The sequence below is a fragment of the Paenibacillus intestini genome (assembly GCF_030803945.1).
GTDB classification, from domain to species: Bacteria; Bacillota; Bacilli; order Paenibacillales; family Paenibacillaceae; genus Paenibacillus; species Paenibacillus polysaccharolyticus.
The window spans coordinates 866,631-885,308 of record NZ_JAURUN010000001.1 but is presented as its reverse complement, the minus strand read 5'-3'; the positions used below and the strand labels follow the sequence as shown (position 1 = coordinate 885,308).

At 45.8% G+C, this 18,678-nt stretch carries 13 protein-coding genes; all 13 read left to right on the top strand.

Features of this window, described 5'->3' with window-relative positions:
• Window positions 1-75: 75 nt before the first annotated feature.
• The 13 genes from J2T16_RS03790 (at window position 76) to J2T16_RS03730 (ending at window position 18,662) form a co-directional block, all read left to right on the top strand.
• The gene (locus J2T16_RS03790) at window positions 76-1,431 is read left to right on the top strand and encodes an extracellular solute-binding protein (RefSeq protein WP_145412997.1); all 1,356 of its coding nucleotides are present in this window, start codon (window positions 76-78) and stop codon (window positions 1,429-1,431) included.
• 106 nt (window positions 1,432-1,537) lie between these two features.
• Complete coding sequence (locus J2T16_RS03785) at window positions 1,538-4,435, top strand: extracellular solute-binding protein (RefSeq protein ID WP_221788758.1); 2,898 nt, start codon at window positions 1,538-1,540, stop codon at window positions 4,433-4,435.
• A gap of 58 nt (window positions 4,436-4,493) precedes the next feature.
• On the top strand, window positions 4,494-5,411 hold the full coding sequence (locus J2T16_RS03780) for a carbohydrate ABC transporter permease (RefSeq protein WP_423246135.1): 918 nt from the start codon (window positions 4,494-4,496) through the stop codon (window positions 5,409-5,411).
• A 2-nt stretch (window positions 5,412-5,413) separates the two neighbouring features.
• Window positions 5,414-6,289 (top strand): carbohydrate ABC transporter permease, encoded by an 876-nt coding sequence (locus J2T16_RS03775; protein ID WP_090915952.1) that lies wholly within the window; start codon window positions 5,414-5,416, stop codon window positions 6,287-6,289.
• Window positions 6,290-6,355: 66 nt separating this feature from the next.
• The gene (locus tag J2T16_RS03770) at window positions 6,356-7,780 is read left to right on the top strand and encodes a hypothetical protein (protein WP_499017898.1); all 1,425 of its coding nucleotides are present in this window, start codon (window positions 6,356-6,358) and stop codon (window positions 7,778-7,780) included.
• Window positions 7,764-8,399 (top strand): YIP1 family protein, encoded by a 636-nt coding sequence (locus tag J2T16_RS03765; RefSeq protein ID WP_145412998.1) that lies wholly within the window; start codon window positions 7,764-7,766, stop codon window positions 8,397-8,399. Before J2T16_RS03770 ends, J2T16_RS03765 begins: the two co-directional genes overlap by 17 nt.
• Window positions 8,400-8,415: 16 nt before the next feature.
• Window positions 8,416-10,986 (top strand): DUF5696 domain-containing protein, encoded by a 2,571-nt coding sequence (locus J2T16_RS03760; protein ID WP_499017788.1) that lies wholly within the window; start codon window positions 8,416-8,418, stop codon window positions 10,984-10,986.
• Between the two features lie 53 nt (window positions 10,987-11,039).
• Window positions 11,040-11,885, top strand: coding sequence for a carbohydrate ABC transporter permease (locus J2T16_RS03755; protein ID WP_090915959.1), 846 nt, complete (start codon window positions 11,040-11,042; stop codon window positions 11,883-11,885).
• Between the two features lie 17 nt (window positions 11,886-11,902).
• A complete protein-coding gene (locus J2T16_RS03750; protein WP_090915961.1) occupies window positions 11,903-12,850 on the top strand; it encodes a carbohydrate ABC transporter permease in 948 nt (315 codons plus the stop codon).
• A gap of 69 nt (window positions 12,851-12,919) precedes the next feature.
• Complete coding sequence (locus J2T16_RS03745) at window positions 12,920-13,081, top strand: hypothetical protein (protein ID WP_221788760.1); 162 nt, start codon at window positions 12,920-12,922, stop codon at window positions 13,079-13,081.
• A 91-nt stretch (window positions 13,082-13,172) separates the two neighbouring features.
• A complete protein-coding gene (locus J2T16_RS03740) occupies window positions 13,173-14,885 on the top strand; it encodes an RICIN domain-containing protein (RefSeq protein WP_221788761.1) in 1,713 nt (570 codons plus the stop codon).
• Between the two features lie 318 nt (window positions 14,886-15,203).
• Window positions 15,204-17,519 (top strand): helix-turn-helix domain-containing protein, encoded by a 2,316-nt coding sequence (locus tag J2T16_RS03735; RefSeq protein ID WP_499017787.1) that lies wholly within the window; start codon window positions 15,204-15,206, stop codon window positions 17,517-17,519.
• 288 nt (window positions 17,520-17,807) lie between these two features.
• Window positions 17,808-18,662 (top strand): ABC transporter permease, encoded by an 855-nt coding sequence (locus J2T16_RS03730; protein ID WP_499017897.1) that lies wholly within the window; start codon window positions 17,808-17,810, stop codon window positions 18,660-18,662.
• Window positions 18,663-18,678 lie beyond the last annotated feature (16 nt).

Below are 18,678 nucleotides of genomic sequence, written 5' to 3'. Positions count from 1 at the left end.
GTATTTAAGCGGGTTGTTTGCGCTTACATTTGGACGATACACTTTGGTAGCACACGACAATCAGGGGGGAAGACAATGAAGAAAAACAAGTTTATGCTACTGAGTCTTTTGTTTGCGGTCATGTTAATGATCAATGCTTGTAGTTCTGCACCTGCTGCTGAGCCGGCACCCGAAAAACCGGCACCACAAGAGGAGCAAGCACCAGCCGAAACTGAGCCGAAAAATGAAAATTCTACACCGGAGATGGATTTTGACATGGGTGGTAGAACGATTAAGGTTGTGGCGTGGTGGGATATGCAAATTACAGATAACAATCCGGACAATATCAAACGACTCGAGAATCTCGAAGCTTTGAAGAAAAAACATAATTTCAATATCGAATATGTATCCATCGATTTTGGTGAATATCAGGAGAAAGTTGTAGCCTCATTAATGGCTGGCGAGCCGCTCGGCGACTTTGTCAGACTCGGTAAAAACTACGCTATTCCGGCACTGACCAAACAGGATCTGTTGTGGCCGGTAGATGATTATATCAAGAACGATCAGGTATTCAATCAAAAAACAACCAAGGAATATATGCAATACGAAGGGAAAGGTTACGGATTTACGGAAGATAAGTCTTCCTTCATCAACGGTATTTTCTACAACCGTACTCTGATGCAAGAGCTTGGCCTGAAGCCACTGCAGGAATATGTTGATGCGGACGAATGGAATTGGGATAACTTCCTGGCTGTAGCCAAACAAGCCAACAAAGACCGGAATAATGACGGCAAGCTGGATACGTGGGGCCTTGCTCAAACGGGCCTGCTTGAACCAATCCTGTATTCCAACGAAGCTTCACTGACCAAAGAGGATAAACAGAACCTTGAAGATCCGAAAACAAAAGAAGCGCTTAATTTCTTGAACAAACTGGCTACAGAGAAAGTGGGCAGACCAACAGAAGGCGGCGACTGGACTGAACCAGCTACTTTCTTCCGTCAAGGCAATACACTCATGTATTCTGGCGCAATGTACGAGATTGAAGGCATCAAAACAGATATGCCTGACTATGATATCGGCTTCCTGCCTTATCCTAAAGGCCCAAGCGCTTCGGCCTACCATTCTGGTGAATCACGTTATCAAGCGATCACGATCCCTAAAGCTGTAGAGAATCCAGAGCAACTGATGTACATCTGGGAAAAAATCAATGAGATTGATTCCATCTATGACTATCCGGAACAATCCACGCTCGAAAGACATCTGACGGATGAAGCAGATATTAACAACGCCAGAGAAGTGGCAGCTGGCATGCTTGTTCTTGACCATAACACGTTCCCGTCCCTTCCTTATTGGGATTTTGATGGTGAACTGAAAGAAGGCGTATCCGTATCTACGTTGATTGAGAAATACAAGGCTCCTTTCCAAGCCGCTATTGATGAGGTATACAAATAAGCACTGCTAAATACGGGCAGAACGCGCGAGTACCAAGTGCGGTCTGCCCGGGTTAGTCAATCATTCTTTTGCTGATACGCTTACAGGAAAGGGGATACATGCAAACATGCGGTCACGTAAGAAAAAGGTACTGATTCTGGCACTTGTTCTGGCTTTGGTGTTCTCGATCATCGTGATCTATCCATCCAAGAATCAGAGCCCCGGGACAGTGCATGCACTTGAGGATTTTGAAGCTGTAGCGGGCACCAGGGATTCACGAAGTTATGAACATTATCAGGAAACGTATGCGAGCACTGCCAAACCGGACACTACCGTAAGGATTCAAGGTGAAGCTTATACGGAGGCGGATAACGGAGAGTTCAAGGTGGTGCAAGGATATGAAGGGTTGGAAGGCAGTGCAGTCATTACACCCGAATCCGGAACCATTCGCTGGGATGTTCCCGTTCAAGTGAGTGGTTTATATCAGGTTCGCATTCATTATTATCCTGTCGAAGGCAAAAGTTCTGGAATTGAGCGCAAGCTGGAGTTAAACGGGGAAGTTCCTTTCCGGGAAGCGGATGTACTTTTGTTCGACAGGGTATGGGGCAATCGCGAAGATCACGTCCGTCAGGATGATCGAGGCAACGATCTCAGACCAAGGCAGGTGGAGAAGCCGGAATGGCAGCTCGCTTCGTTTCGAGATAGTGCCGGATATTTTGAGGAACCGTTTCAGTTTTATTTTGAAAAAGGCAACCAGCAATTATCTCTGACTTCTCTCAGAGAGAGTATGGCGATTGATTACATCGAACTGTATCAGGAAGAGGCCGTTCCTACGTATGCCGAAATCCAGAAGACGTATGATTCGTTAGGTTTAAAACCAGCCAGTCCCATCATGCTGAAAGTGCAAGGCGAAGAAGCGATCACCAAATCTTCACCTACACTTGCGCCCATCTCGGATCGATCCAGTCCATCACTTGAACCCTACGACGTATCCAAAATTCGGATCAATGCCATCGGAGGCGTGAACTGGAAACTTCCGGGGGAATGGGTTGAATGGGAGATTGATGTGCCTGAAGATGGACTGTACCAGATTGCGTTAAAAGTGAAGCAGGATCAGCTTCGGGGTATCTATGCCACACGCAGTCTTACCATTAACGGCAAAGTTCCGTTTGAAGAGATGAAGCGAATTCGCTTCAATTATAGTCCGTCCTGGCAGACACAAGTGCTTGGAAACAGTGAAGAAGAACCCTATCAGTTCCATCTGGAGAAGGGGAAACACCGCTTACGGATGACAGTCACACTTGGCGATATTGCCCCGTTACTTCGAACGGTGGAATCAAGCGTACTTGAACTGAATGAAATGTACCGCAAAATTCTAATGATTACCTCCAACAAACCTGATCCACTTCGGGATTATCAGTTGGAGAAGCGTATTCCAGAGATGATAGAGGTTTTTGAAAAACAAGCTGTGGTACTCACATCTGTCGCGGAGTATCTCGAAAAAGCAACCGGAGAACAGAGTGACAAAGTAGCTATTCTGAATGCCATGGTTGTACAGCTCAAGGATATGGCGGCAAGGCCGGAAACCGTTCCGAAACGATTGGATACATTCAAAATTAATGTCGGTGGCCTGGGCACATGGATTCTGACTGTACGTGAGCAACCGATTACGATGGATTACCTGGTTGTAGCTCCTTCAGGACAAGAAATGCCAAAGGCTGAAGCGTCTGCGTTCCAACAGGTGAAGCATGAACTGGGTGCTTATGTCGCTTCCTACACGGAAGACTATGACAGTATCGGTAACGTGGAGAAAAAGAAGGACTCAATCACCGTATGGATCACCACCGGACGGGATCAGGCTCAAGTGCTTAAGGGCATGATTGACGATACGTTTACACCGGATACCGATGTGTCTGTGCAGCTGAGACTTGTGCCGCCAAATATTTTGTTGCCCGCAACGCTGGCCGGAGAAGGTCCCGATGTGGCGATGCAAATGGGCGAAGATATTCCTGTGAACTATGCGATGAGAAATGCGGCAGCAGATCTAAGCAAGTTTCCGGATTTCAAAGAGGTGGCTAGCAGATTCCGGGCAAGTGGAATAACACCTTATGAGTATGACGGTGGAGTGTACGCACTACCGGAGCAGCAACATTTCCCAATGCTATTTTACCGCAAGGATATATTGAATGAATTAGGTCTGGAGCCACCAAAAACTTGGCAGGACGTGTATAATGCGATCGCTGTATTGCAGAAACACAATATGGAGTTCTATCTGCCGATTGAAGATACGCTGAACAATGCCAACATGGTTCCTAACGCCACATTTGCAATGCTTTTATATCAGAATGATGGAAAGTTCTACAACGAAGATGGGAAAAAGAGTGCGCTTGATTCAGAAATTTCGATGGAGGCATTCAAACGCTGGACGCAATTTTATACGAATTACAAGTTCCCGTTGAAAGCCGATTTTCCAAACCGTTTCCGTACAGGAGAAATGCCAATCGGCATAGCCGACTACACGACCTATAACATGCTGACTGTATTAGCACCGGAAATCCGCAACCTGTGGGACTTCACGATTGTGCCTGGCACACAGCTTCCGGATGGTTCTATACGGCATGAGGTAGCTAGCGCGAGCAGTGCAGTCATGATGCTCGAAAATGCCAGCAACAAAGAAGCGGCATGGAAATTCATGAAGTGGTGGACGGATGAGTCAACCCAGATCGAGTACGGACGAGAAATGGAAGGTCTGATGGGCGCGGCTGCCCGTTACCCTACAGCGAACATTGAAGCATTAGAACAGTTACCTTGGCCAGTGAAGGATTACCAGAACCTGGAGAAGCAGTGGGAATGGGTGCAAGGGATTCCGCAGATGCCAGGGGGTTATTTTACAGGTCGACATTTGGATAATGCTTTCCGAAAAGTCGTTAATGCGAATGAAAATCCACGTGAGGCTTTATCAGACTATGTACTGTATATTGACGATGAGATTGAACTGAAACGCAAGGAATTTAATCTGAAATAAAGGAAAGGGAGGGTAACGGTTGCAAGCTAAAACATCCAAGACAGCCGCCGCTCCTGTTATGCATACACGCCAGGTCGGCTGGTGGTCCTTATTGAAAAGGAATCTGTATCTCAGCAGGCATTATTACGTCTTAATGGCACCATTTATGCTGATTTTTTTCATGTTTACGGTTATTCCGGTCGGCATATCGCTCGGTCTCAGCTTTTTTCACTTTAATATGCTTGAATTTCCACGTTTTGTTGGTTGGCAAAACTATTCCCGGTTGTTCCTGAACGACGACGTATTCCTAATTGCACTCAAAAACACGTTGTTGTTTGCAGTGATCACGGGTCCAGTCAGTTATATTGCCTGTTTTTTATTTGCTTGGATTATCAATGAGCTGTCTCCTAAAGTCAGAGCAGTTATGACATTGGTTTTCTACGCCCCATCGATCTCAGGTAATGTATTTTTCATCTGGCTGATCATTTTCTCTGGTGACAGCTACGGATATATGAACGGTTTCCTCATGCGCCTTGGCGTGATTCTGGAGCCGATTCAGTGGCTTTCTAACGAGAAGTATGTACTGGGCATCGTTATATTGGTGCAGCTATGGCTTAGTCTCGGAACCAGCTTTTTGGCTTTTATTGCAGGTCTGCAGACCATCGATCGCTCACTCGTGGAAGCCGGAACGGTGGACGGTATCAAAAACCGCTGGCAGGAGCTTTGGTATATTACGCTGCCATCCATGAGACCTCAGTTGATGTTTGGTGCAGTCATGCAGATTACAGCATCGTTCGCAGTAGCCGAAATTTCGATTGCCTTGGCTGGATTCCCAAGTGTTAACTATGCAGCGCATACGGTAGTCACCCATTTGATGGACTTTGGTACGATTCGCTTTGAGATGGGGTATGCTTCAGCGATCGCAACCGTGCTGTTTGCATTGATGCTTGGAACGAACATTTTCACGCAAAAAATGCTGAGAAAGATAGGTGAATGACGATGACCAGCAAAGTACGTGCCGTCTTCGGCATGCCGAAGAGACTTAACCGGTCATTTACCGTCAGTTTCATGTTGTTTGCGCTACTGGCTGTGTTCGGATCATTTATGGTGCTTCCGTTGATTTATGCGGTCAACAATGCCTTTAAGCCGCTGGATGAGCTGTTTATCTTCCCGCCGCGCTTCTGGGTGAACAATCCGACGACAGAAAATTTCGCAGATTTGATTAATCTGATGGGCAATTCCTGGGTCCCCTTATCTCGATATATTGCCAATACACTACTCATTACACTAGTGGGCACAGCTGGGCACATCTTGCTTGCTTCAGCAGCAGCTTACCCCTTGGCGAAATATCGTTTTCCGGGGTCGAAAATATTATTCACCATTGTTATTCTGTCATTGATGTTCTCGCCGCACGTTACGGCAATTCCGAACTACATGGTGATGTCCTGGCTTGGTTGGATCAACACACACGCTTCCATCATTGTTCCTTCGCTGGCGTTCTCACTAGGACTATTTCTAATGAAACAGTTCATGGAACAGATTCCTGATGCGTTGCTGGAAGCAGCGAAAATTGATGGCGCGAATGAATATCGAATTTTTTGGAGCATTGTGATGCCTAATGTGAAGCCAGCATGGCTCACACTTATGATTTTGCAATTCCCTGCCCTATGGGGAACAGACGGCGGTAGCTTTATTTACAGTGAAAATCTCAAAACGTTGCATTATGCACTCAGTCAGATCGTACAAGGCGGGATTGCCAGAGCAGGGGTTGGTGCTGCCGTAGCGCTACTGCTCATGATCGTACCGATCACGTTGTTTGTTATCTCTCAGAGCAGTGTGATGCAGACGATGGCTACTTCAGGCATGAAAGAATAGAAAGGAGGCAGCAAAGTGCAGCATAGCACGCGAAAAAGCACATGGAAAGGACGTAAATGGGTCATCATGGGCATGGTCTGCCTCCTGCTGTTCAGTTCAGCAGCACTGCCTGCAAGCGCAGACGGTGAGCCAGATGCCTATCACTATTCCTATTACGGAGATACCGTTCCAGCTCCGGCTGCTTATGAAGCCACAACGATTATTACAGGTAAGAAGCTGAATATAACGCCTTTCAAGGAACCGAGTGATATGCATGTTACCGCAGATGAGCGTGTCTATGTGCTTGACTCGGGTAATGGACGAATTGTCGAGATGGATCGCAACTTCAAGCTAGTACGGACAATTGAGTCGTTCCAAAATGACGGCAAAACAGATCAATTTAAAAACCCGCAAGGATTGTTTGTAACGGAAAAAGGGGATTTACTGGTGGCTGATTCGGATAATCAGCGGGTTGTGCACTTGGATAACAAGGGACAGCTCGTAAAAATTGTATCTGAACCGAAGTCAGACTTGTTAAATGAGGACTTTCAATTCAAACCTATGCGGATTGTGATGGATCAGGGTGAGCGAATTTACGTAATGGCCGCAGGTGTATTTGACGGCTTCATGGAATTCAGCGCCGATGGCGAGTTCTCCTCCTTCATTGGTGCAAATCGGGTTCAGGTTGATCCGGTCGAATATCTCTGGAAACGATTCGCTACTCGGGAGCAGAGAAGTCAGATGGTCATGTTTACCCCGACCGAGTTCACCAATCTGGATATGGACGAAGAAGGATTCATCTACGCCACCAGTGGTGATCGCGGCAAAGATCCGATCAAGAAGTTGAATGCTCAGGGAACAGACATTTTGCGGAGAGAAGGATATTCAGCACCTCAAGGTGATCTAAGGTATACCACGGAAGCTGGACCATCACGTCTGATTGATGTCGATGTAGGTGACAGCGATATGTACTCTGTACTCGATTCAAACAGGGGCCGCATCTTTACCTATAATGGCGACGGTTATCTACTCCATATTTTTGGCGGCATCGGGAACCGGATGGGTATGTTTAATACACCTGTCGCGCTGGAGCGAGCGGGAGACCGGATGCTTGTTCTGGACAAAGCGCTTGGTGAAATTACCGTATTCCAGACGACAGAGTATGGACGCACACTACATGATGCCGTGCGCAGTTATTACAATGGCGAAGAAGATCAGTCTTCGGAACTGTTTGCGAAGGCTGCCGAGATGAATGCCAATCTGGAATATGCCTATGCAGGTATTGGTAAAGCGTTGCTTCGCCAGAAAGAATATGCCGAGTCGGCGCAATACTTCAAGCAAAGCATGGAGCGTCAAGGATACTCCAAAGCTTTTCTTCTCTATCGGAAGGAACTGATGCGTGAACACTTTTCATGGGTGATGTCCGGTATATTCCTGGCTGTAGCTGCGTTCGTCACCATCGTCATCGTTCGCAGGCAGAAAAGGAGGACAACGAATGCAGGCATCAAGTAAACAATTGTACCAGTATCCGCTGCATCTTATTTTTCATCCCTTTGACGGGTATTGGGAATTGAAATATGAGCGGAATCAAAAAACGACACTGCTGATCTCTTTAATGATTATGGTGTTGCTCGTCTTCACTAAAATTTTGCAAGCCCAGTACAGTGGCTTTCTGATTAACTTTAACAATCCAAAGTACCTGAACAGCTTGCTTGAGATGGTGTACGTTGTCATTCCCGTGTTGTTCTGGTGTGTGGCCAACTGGTCTCTAACCACATTGATGGATGGCGAGGGCAAGTTCTCTGAAATTTTCATGTCAACGTGTTTTGCCCTGGTTCCGATGTTTCTGGTGCATTTCCCGTGGATCTGGCTGAGTCTCGCTATTTCTGCACAGGAAACGGCATTTTATTACTTCTCTAATGCGATTGCGGTTTGCTGGACCGTGTACCTGTTATTTGTAGGCAACATGACTGTGCATCAGTACACCCCAGCCAAAACGATTCTAACGATGCTGCTCACGCTTGTAGCTATGGCATTTATGGCTTTCTTATGCTTGTTGTTCTTTAGCCTTGTGCAGCAGATTGTCTCTTTTGTCTACACGATCTATCAGGAATTAGTGCTTCGGGGCTAGGAAGGAGGAAATCAGAATGAAATATGCCGCAGCCAAAAAAATAACCGGAATACTGCTGGTGAGTAGCTTGCTTCTAAGCGGTTGTCAGTTCTCGCCATCTACGGCGGCTCGCGAGACGGCAGCAGATGTTAGTCAAGTGGAGACTCCTTCCCTGCCTCCCGGAGAAAAACTGAAATCTGCTTTTAGTGATACACGCATTCCCGGCATGATCGGCATCGCCCGAAACAACGCTTTGCAGTTGTTGATCAACGAGGAGACTGCTGAAATTGCCGTTATCCATAGTAAAAGCGGACAAATCTGGCGCAGTAACCCGGAAGAACGCGAGAAGGATGGCATTGCAGCCGGAATTAACAAGGACCTTCTGTCCTCCCAATCCAGACTGAGCTTTTTCAACAGTTCAGGCCAGAGCAGTATGGTGAATTCGTTCACGGACAGTGTTCGGCATAAACAAGTGAGTTACGAAACATTACCGAACGGGGTACGCGTTCACTATCAATTTGGCAACACGGAGCGATCTATTGAAGATCTGCCAGTGAAGATCAGCAAAGAGCGTTTCGAACAATATGTGCTGGCTAAGCTCGATAAATCCGGCGAACGGGCCTTGAAAGTCGGATATGCAGAAGATAAAGATGAAGGCGTATACAATCGGATTGACAAAGCTATGCAAGGTCTGCAACTTACCCGTGCACTGAAAGCTTTCGAAGACGCCGGATACACAGAAGAAGATCTTGTCAAAGATCACACCGAGCATGGCATTGAGCAGGAACGAAGCGGGCCACGTCTATTCATGCTCACGATGGAATATGAACTGGACGGAGAGCAGCTTAAAGTGCGAGTGCCAGCTTCAGGTATCCATTTTCCAGAAGAGTATCCCATCAACACTCTGTCTGTGCTGGAGTACTTCGGAGCTGGAGGCTCCAAAGAAGAAGGATCGATTCTCGTACCAGATGGTTCGGGAGCGCTCATCCACTTCAACAATGGTAAGTTACAGTACCCATCCTACCAGCAGGATATTTACGGTCCAGACTTAACGATGAAGCTGCGTGAAGCCAGTTCCAGTGAAAGCAAAGCAAGATTGCCTGTCTTTGGAGTGATTCGTCCGGAAGGTGCTTTCCTGGGCATTATCGAAGAAGGGGATGCGGTGGCTGTAGTGAATGCAGATATTAGTGGGAAGCTGAACAGCTACAATAACGTATATCCCAGTTTTTATGTCGTGAACAAAAGTGATATTACACTTCAGTCCAGTGACATGGTTCGTACATTACCGAAGTTCCAGAATAAACCGACGTCGTCTGATTTTGTGGTCCGTTACGCTTTTGTAGGCGAGGAGCAGGCTTCGTATTCTGGTCTGGCCTCACTGTACCGGGAGTACCTGGTGCAAACCGGGGGACTTCCTGAAATGAAATCGTCTGAGGAGCAGTCTACGATCCCGTTTTATCTCAAGCTTTTCGGAGGCATGACAACAAGACAGCATATGCTCGGCATACCTTATAATTCCACGGAGGCTCTGACGACGTTTGATGAGGGAAAAGAGATTCTTTCGAAGCTGATGGAAAAAAATGTGTCGAACATTCAAGTGCGTTATGCCGGATGGTTCAATGGCGGACTGCACCACCGATTGCCGGATTCCATTAAGGTGGACGGAGTAATTGGCGGAAAAAAAGGAATGAAAGATTTCAGCGCTTTTACGAGTGAAGCGGGAATCGGATTTTATCCGGATGTAGCTGTACTTAACGTGCAATCGAAAAAAGGATTCAGTCCATCGAATGAGGCTTCCCGGTCTTTAACACAGGAACCAGCGGTCCTCTATCCAATGGATCTGGCTTTGGAGCGACGGACGAAGGATGTATCGGCTTCCTATGTCCTCTCACCGAATGAGATTGACGATGTGACAACAGATATGCTGAAGGACATGGAACCACTCCAGGCGGGAGGCATCTCTCTGAAAGATATGGCAGAACAGTTAAACAGCGATATGAATCCGAAGAAATTGCTTGATCGTACGCAAGCACTGGATACGGTTCGAAAATCTTTGGATCAAATTAAACAACAAGCAGGCTCCATTGTGGCTGAAGGCGGTAACGCTTACGCGCTTCCTTACATTACAGGCCTTACGGATGCTCCGATGAGCAGTAGTCGGTTCAAACTGGAGGATGAAGAAGTTCCGTTTTTTCAGCTGGTCGTTCACGGCCGTATTCCTTATACCGGTTCTCCGTATAATCTGTCCACGTATACCGATGCAAGACAGTATGTGCTGAAGCTGATTGAATATGGAGCGAGCCCTTATTTTGCCTGGTTTAATGCCCCGGGCCATGTGGTGAAAGAAACGGATTACAACCATCTCTATGCCGCGAATTACGAGCAATGGATGGATCTGGCAGCGGAGGTTTATACCGAAGTTAGCCAAGTAAACAAGTCGTTCACCGGGCGTCCAATGATTACTCATGAATCTTTGAGTGAAGGTGTATTTCGAACAACCTATGAAGGCGGAGGATATGTAATTGTCAATTACAATGACTCTTCTGTTGAAGTAGAGAATCATACCGTTGAAGCCCTAAGTTATGTGATTGGTGGTGAGCAGCTCTGAAGACACTCCTGAAATCGAAATGGGGAAGTCGTACGTATGCTCAGCAAAAAGCAATGTGGGGTGTCATCTACGTACTTCCGTGGCTGATCGGATTTGTATTGTTTTTCTTCGTTCCGCTACTGGCGTCTCTGCGATACAGCATGAGCACCATTCAAGCCAACGCAGAAGGAATAGCGATTCAATTTACGGGGTTCGCCAATTATATTCAGGCACTTACCGTAAATACAAGCTTTAACCGGGCACTGATTGAGTCCATTACAGATGTACTTGTGAATGTACCGCTTATTGTCATTTTCAGTTTGTTTCTTGCAGTCATTCTGAATCAGAAATTCAGAGGCCGAGCTGTGGCAAGATCGATCTTTTTCTTGCCTGTTATTCTGGCATCCGGCGTCATTATGTCGCTCGAAAGCACAAGTTTAATTGAAGCTGTGAACCAGAACGGCACAGGCGGAAGTGCTTTTGGCACATTGGAACTGGAAGGTCTGATGCTTAATGCAGGTGTAAGCGAATGGATTGTTACGTATTTAAGTGGTGCAGTTGATCGAATCTACCAGATTGTCAGTCAATCGGGTGTACAAATTTTGATCTTCCTGGCCGGTATTCAAACGATCTCCCCGCAGCTCTATGAAGCGTCCAAGATGGAAGGGGCGACAGGATACGAGGCTTTCTGGAAAATCACATTTCCGATGGTCAGCCCGCTTATTTTTGTAAACGCGATCTATACAATTATTGATTCCTTTGCGAATAATGCGATGACCAAATTGATTCGGGACACGGGATTTGTGAAATTTGACTTTGGTCTTAGCTCCGCGATGGCATGGGTGTATTTCGTAGCCATTGCCATTATTCTAGTGATCGTATCGATCATTTTCTCAAAACGAGTCTTCTATCAAGATTAGAAAGGAGGGCATTCCGCGTGACGACATCACGATTATTATCGCTTGAGCAATGGAAGAGTTGGCTGTGGTCTATCATCCGATTTGTTCTGATCACCGGACTTTCCTTTGTTATTTTATTTCCGATATTCCAAAAAATATCCACATCGATCAAGGCCAAGGGCGATCTCTATTCGGCAGTAGTTGTATGGATTCCGCAGAACTTCTCGATCGACAATTTTAAGCAGGCCATTCGTGTCATGGATTACTGGGTAACGCTGTTTAATACGTTTGCATTGTCCGCTACAACAACACTGTTGACTACAGCCTCATGCGCGCTTGCAGGTTATGGATTCGCCAGATTGAAGTTCAAAGGAAGCAACTGGCTGTTTGCAGGAGTCATTCTGACGATTCTTGTTCCGCCAACAACCATTCTTATTCCCGTATATCTCAATCTGAAAAGCTTTGATCTGATGGGCCTGATGACGCTGTTTTCCGGGAAGCCGGTGAACTTGCTCAATACGTACTGGCCGTTTATTCTGACAGCCGTTACCGCAAATTCACTAAAGGCAGGTTTGTATATCTTCATATTCCGCCAATTTTTCAGAGGCATCCCGAAAGAAGTAGAGGAGGCTGCATATGTTGACGGCGCTGGGATCAGTCGCACATTCACTCGGATCATGCTACCGAATGCCATTCCATCCATGGTCACCGTCATGCTATTTTCCTTCGTATGGCAATGGAACGACAGCTTCTACACAACAACATATCTGACTTCGAGTAAAGTCATGTCAACACAGTTATCGTCGTTGCCGTACAATCTCGCTCAACAGGTGACAGACGGTGCAGCCTCTCAGGCCGATCCGTTCTATCTGAGCATGATTCAGGATACAGGTATTCTGCTTGCAATTCTCCCGTTAATTATCATTTATTTATTTGTACAACGATATTTCGTGGAAAGTGTGGAGCGTACAGGTATCGTAGGATAGCCGTTTAGAGCGAAGAAGTGTACAGCTATTACATGTTCAAACATTCCTAAACGAAAGGAGGCATATCTCATGAGTGATTCCAAGAATTATATTAAGGACTATTCCAAGGAAGCTTACCTCAATGAGGTGAGTTTCACCGAATGGCGTACAGCTAATCTTATGTGTTACAACCCGCGTTATCATTGGATATGGAATGGCTTAAGGGAGCGCGCGCCAACCGAGTCTAGATGAGGTTAAATGTTGATCTTGTTAAATATCAGGTTTGACGGTAGCTTCCTATCGCAGTAATGTAAGCCAATTTAATCAAACAGGAGGAATAGCAGTGAAAAAGTTCATGATGTCTTGCAAGCTTTTACTCGTTCTGGCATTACTGATTACGATTGCTCCCTGGGGCGGTAGCCAAGCTGATGCCTGGGTAGGTATGCCTATGGGGAAACTAAAAGTGAGTGGCAAACACTTGGTCAACAGCAACAATCAACCTGTACTCCTTAATGGCTGGCATCAACCCTCCGGCGCATACTGGACGTATCAGGACAGCAATTATTACCTCAACCTTCATGGTAACAATCGTCATGCCGCAACATTGGCCTATCTGAAAGACATCACAGACACATTTGCAGATACCAGTCCGAAATATGGCAGCAATCATGGCTGGAAAATGAATCAGGTGCGTCTGTTCATTGACCGTCAGGACATGGGAGATGTGGCGGCAGGTACATATAACTTTGCCGGTGTGCAGACTGTGACGCAGAACGTCATCATTCCTTATATCCAGTATGCAAAAACCAAAGGGGTATATGTCGTTCTGGGCTTGGACTTCACCTTGAAGGATGATCAGGCTACGACAGCTGCCAACTTGCAGAAGTTCAATCAAATCTGGGGTTATCTTGCCTCCCGTCCAGAGATTAAAAGTGCAGACAATGTTCACTTCGAACTGATTAATGAGCCGGTGAAATCGTATGCCAACGGACACTGGGGTGGATACAACGGAGAAAATGATTTCGTGGATCATTGGAATGACTTGCGTAACTTCCAAAATTCCATGATCTCCACCATTCGTAATCAGGGTGCAGACAACGTCATCTGGGCTGCGGGTCTGGGTTACAATCAGTTCTACAGCCTGACAGCAAGTCATCCGTTGACGGACCCTCTGAATAACTACGGTTATGCGGTTCACTGGTATCCAGGGTACGGAGCCTATGACAACTTCAACATTCTGCAAGATCAATGGAACACCAATGTGAAGGCTGCTGCGGATAAATATCCAATTAACATCACGGAAGTGACATGGTTCAAAAATAAACCAGGTGATTCAGCTTACTGGAATCTGTTCAACGGTAGTAATGAAGGTTTTGGGACGAATACCAAAACCATCTTCAATGCAGCAGGCAATGTCAGTATCGCGGCTCATATGAATGGTTTTATCCTCGAACCGGGAGCACGCAGTTCATTCGCTGATCCAACCGCAGGACTGAAGTGGGATGGAGATGCATCTCGAAGTGCGATGGGACGTTTCTTGTTCAACTGGTACAATGAACGGTCCCAGAATTATGGTAGCGGTACTCCAACCAATCCAACAAATCCGTCTACAGGTCTGGTGTCTGGTGCAACGTACAAAATTGTAGCACGCCATTCCAATAAAGTGATTGATGTTCCCGGTGGGCAAAATCAGAACAATCTCCAATTACAACAATGGAGTGATCTGGGCGGTAATCCTCAGAAGTGGGTGCTAACCTCCATTGGTGGGGGCAACTACACGCTGACGAGTGTGAATTCACCTGATAAAGTGATCGACATTCGTAACGGTACACAGACCAATGGTGAAGCTGTGCAACTTATGGCTAATCTCAATACAACGGCACAGCATTTCAAAGTGAATGATCTCGGCAATGGGTACTACAGCATTATCAATGTGAACAGCAATAAAGCCATTGAAGTTGAGAACGCTTCCACATCGGATGGAGCCAAACTTCAACAGAACACCTACACGGGCGCAACGAACCAACAGTGGAAATTCGTAGCGGTTAGTAATTAACTAACCTCAACATTTCCATCACGAAATTAGTGGCAACAAATAACCTTTTCAGGTCATCTGATGACTTGAGAAGGTTATTTTTATTGTACCTATGTATGGATACAACGAAATGGGATGACTGAAAGGTTGTTATTCATTGCCTTTGTCTCGTGAAGTTGCACATTACGCTGGAGAAATCAAGTATTGTATAGCTACAGGTGTAAATGTACCATAGGGAAGAAGTTGTACCTTCACTGTTCAGAAATGCCCGTTGTATCATGAAATGATGATCATACACCGTTAAATGTAAGCGCTTGATTAGAAAAAGGGGGGAGTACATTGAAGCTCCTATGGTCCAAATTTTCACCGATGTTCCGTCGTTATTTGATTTCGTATCTAATCATTCTAATGATTCCACAGATCGCCGGATACGCCTCTTATCGGGCATCCATTGAAGCGGCAAGGGCCAGCTCGATAGAGAACAGTCTGAAGTCTCTGAATCTGGGCAAAGAAATCATTGAACGGAATCTGCTACAGGTCGAAGCGTTTACGAGGCAATTAGCCATTAATCAGGAGCTGTACCGTTTGATTGCCGATCCCAAACCACTGGATTCCTACAATGTTTATGGCATAGGTAAAATGCAGCGAAGTTTATCCATGTACAGCAGTACAAACGAATACTTATCCCATTTTTTTATTTACATTCCAAACTATAACGTCATTATTACACCGAATACGGTCTATTACAGGCCAGAACATTATTATGCAGCCAATGCAATGGAGGGTATGACCTTCGAAGAGTGGAGCGAAAACATATTGAAAAAGCCACACTTTAATGAGATTATTCCACTTCAGAATTACAAACGTGAAATAAGCAGCAACTTGCGTACCACCGCACCGGCAATTACCTTTCTGCAATCCTTGCCGCTGAATAGTTTCAATAAACCACAGGCTACCATTGGTGTTTTAATTGATGAAGATGAGATGGCTAGCCTGACCCAGCATATCGTTGATCAGTATGGCGGCTGGACTTTGGTTCGAGATGCGAACGGCGAAATTATCTTCTCACGCGGTATTGAAGAAGCAGAAGCGCAGCGTTTGGCGCAAAATGTGGGTAACGATTCGAATGAGGTACAGCCTATTGAAGATGGCCGACTGCTTATATCCATTCATTCAGATCGAAACGGCTGGAGTTACATGGCAGGTATTCCCGAGAAAGCACTTATGACCAATGCGGATCAGATCAAGAAAGTGACATTGGCCTTTACGCTTGCAACATTGACGCTTGGTTTAGGTTTTGGACTGATCCTGGCCTATCGAAATAGTGCCCCCATCTACAAACTGTTGTCTGCCTTCCGAGAACAAGTCAGTGAACCTTCAGGTAAAAGGCGTAATGAGTATGATTTTCTAGCAAGCCATATTCATCATTTAATCGCCAATAATCAATCGCTGGAGAACGCGCTGAATGAACAAATTCCGCTCTTGCGCGATGGATTCATCAAACGTCTGCTTACGGGTGAGTTCTATACTACTCGTGAACTGGAAGCTATTTCTTCTCAGACACAACTATCCATTGAGAACAGCCAGGGGATCACTGGTTTGCTCAAGGTGAACGGTTATGCGAGTCTGGATAGCGAAGAAACGATTCAGGAGCTTGGTGTGGCGAAATTAATTATCAGACAGACGATGACAGAATGGAACGAAGGTCTGCTGATGACGGACTGGGGCACAGATCAGATTGCTTTTATATGTCCCGTAACCGAGATGCCGCTGGAAACAGCAATACGTCATTGTGAGTCTGAACTCAGCAGATTAACCGAACTCATTTATAAGGAATACCGGATATCAACAACAATCGGTACCGGAGCCGCATACGAAGTTTGGAATGATGCAGGCCGTTCATTTGATGAAGCCAAACAGGCCATGGAATATGCGATTCATATGGGAGCAGATGAGCTCGTCCGATTTGAAGATACATTGAAGGAAAATGAAATGTACTATTATCCCATTGAGTCAGAACAGCGCTTGCTGAATACGATCAAGGCAGGAGAACTGGAAGAGGCTCTTCGTATTTTGGATCAGCTGTTTGCACGCAATTTCGAAGAGCGCGAACTTTCCTATGAGATGGCACAACAATTTATTATGGAGTTAAAGGGAACATACCTGAAGCTGGATGAGCCCAAAATCAAACACGATGATTCCTTTGCAGAAGAATACAAAAATGGTGTTACCAGTATCCAGATTACCGATTCCATTGCCGCATTACGTGGTAAATTCAAGCGCTTAACCGAAGATATGTGCAAAGAAGTGCTGCGAAAAAGATCATCCACACATGCGGATACCGTACAAGAAATTACGTGTTATATTGAAAATCATTATGGCGACGCGAATTTGACGATCTGCCGAATCTCCGAGCATATGGGGAAATCCGAAAAATTCATCTCCCAACTATTCAAAGAGCATACCGGAGAGAATCTTTCCGATTATGTGGAGCGGGTGAGGATCGATGCAGCGTCTGGACTGCTTCGGGAAAGTGGTCAAACCATTGATGAAATCGCACTTTCTACGGGATATAACAGTGCGCATTCTTTCCGCAGAGCATTCAAGCGAGTACGCGGCATTTCACCAAGTGTATTTCGGAAGATGGATAATTAGGTCAGTGAATGTACGCTGCTCATATAGTATCTATGCGTATAATGTACGCTGATTTCCGAGATGTACCTTTACGATTCCCTCAGGTCGAACTTATGATATGGGCACAAAGAAAGCGCTACCAACACAAGGTGACGCTCACTTCAACCATAGGGTTCACTGACTGGGGGGATGATTCTGAGAACAACAATAACAAGTGAAAGCAAGGCCGGTGTGAAGGAGCGCAAGCGATCAACATTACAGCATGCGCTAGCCAGAAGTTTCAGGAGGCATTGGCAGTTATATCTGCTCATATTGCCTCCGGTGGTGTACTTTATCGTTTTCAAATATGTACCGATGGTGAATACGGTCCTTGCATTTAAGGATTATAACGTCATCAAAGGAATTTGGGGGAGCCCTTGGGCTGGCACCAAGTATTTCGACCTGCTTTTCCAGAATCCCGCTTTTATGACTTTAATCAAAAATACGCTTCTCATCTCGTTTTACAGCCTCATTGTCGGATTTCCGATCCCGATCTTGCTGGCACTAGCTTTAAATGAAATCAAAAACATGAAGTTTAAGAAAACCGTGCAGATGGTAACCTACGCACCGTATTTCATATCTACAGTGGTTATGGTATCGATTATCATGTTATTCCTCTCGCCGAGGCTTGGTATTGTCAATACGATTGCAGGTGCACTTGGGTTTGAATCGGTGAATTTCCTGGGCAATCCAGACATGTTCCGCTCAATCTATGTTTTTTCTGATGTATGGCAGAGTATGGGATATTCAGCAGTCATCTATCTGGCCGCCCTTGCTGGCATCGACCCTTCATTGTATGAGGCTGCTAAAGTGGATGGAGCCAATCGACTGCAGAAGATTATTAACGTGGATTTGCCCGGCTTGTTGCCGGCGGCCGTCATTATTTTAATTTTGAGCGTCGGGAACATCATGGCGGTTGGATTCGAGAAAATATACTTGATGCAAAACCCGTTAAACCTATCTGCTTCGGAAATTATATCAACATATGTCTACAAAATGGGACTACTCAATGCGAACTATAGCTTCGCTACAGCAGTTGGTTTGTTCAACTCTGTCATTAATCTCATCTTGTTGTTAACGGTCAATGCAGCCGCAAAACGGCTGTCCAATACAAGCTTATGGTAACCACACGGAGGGGAGG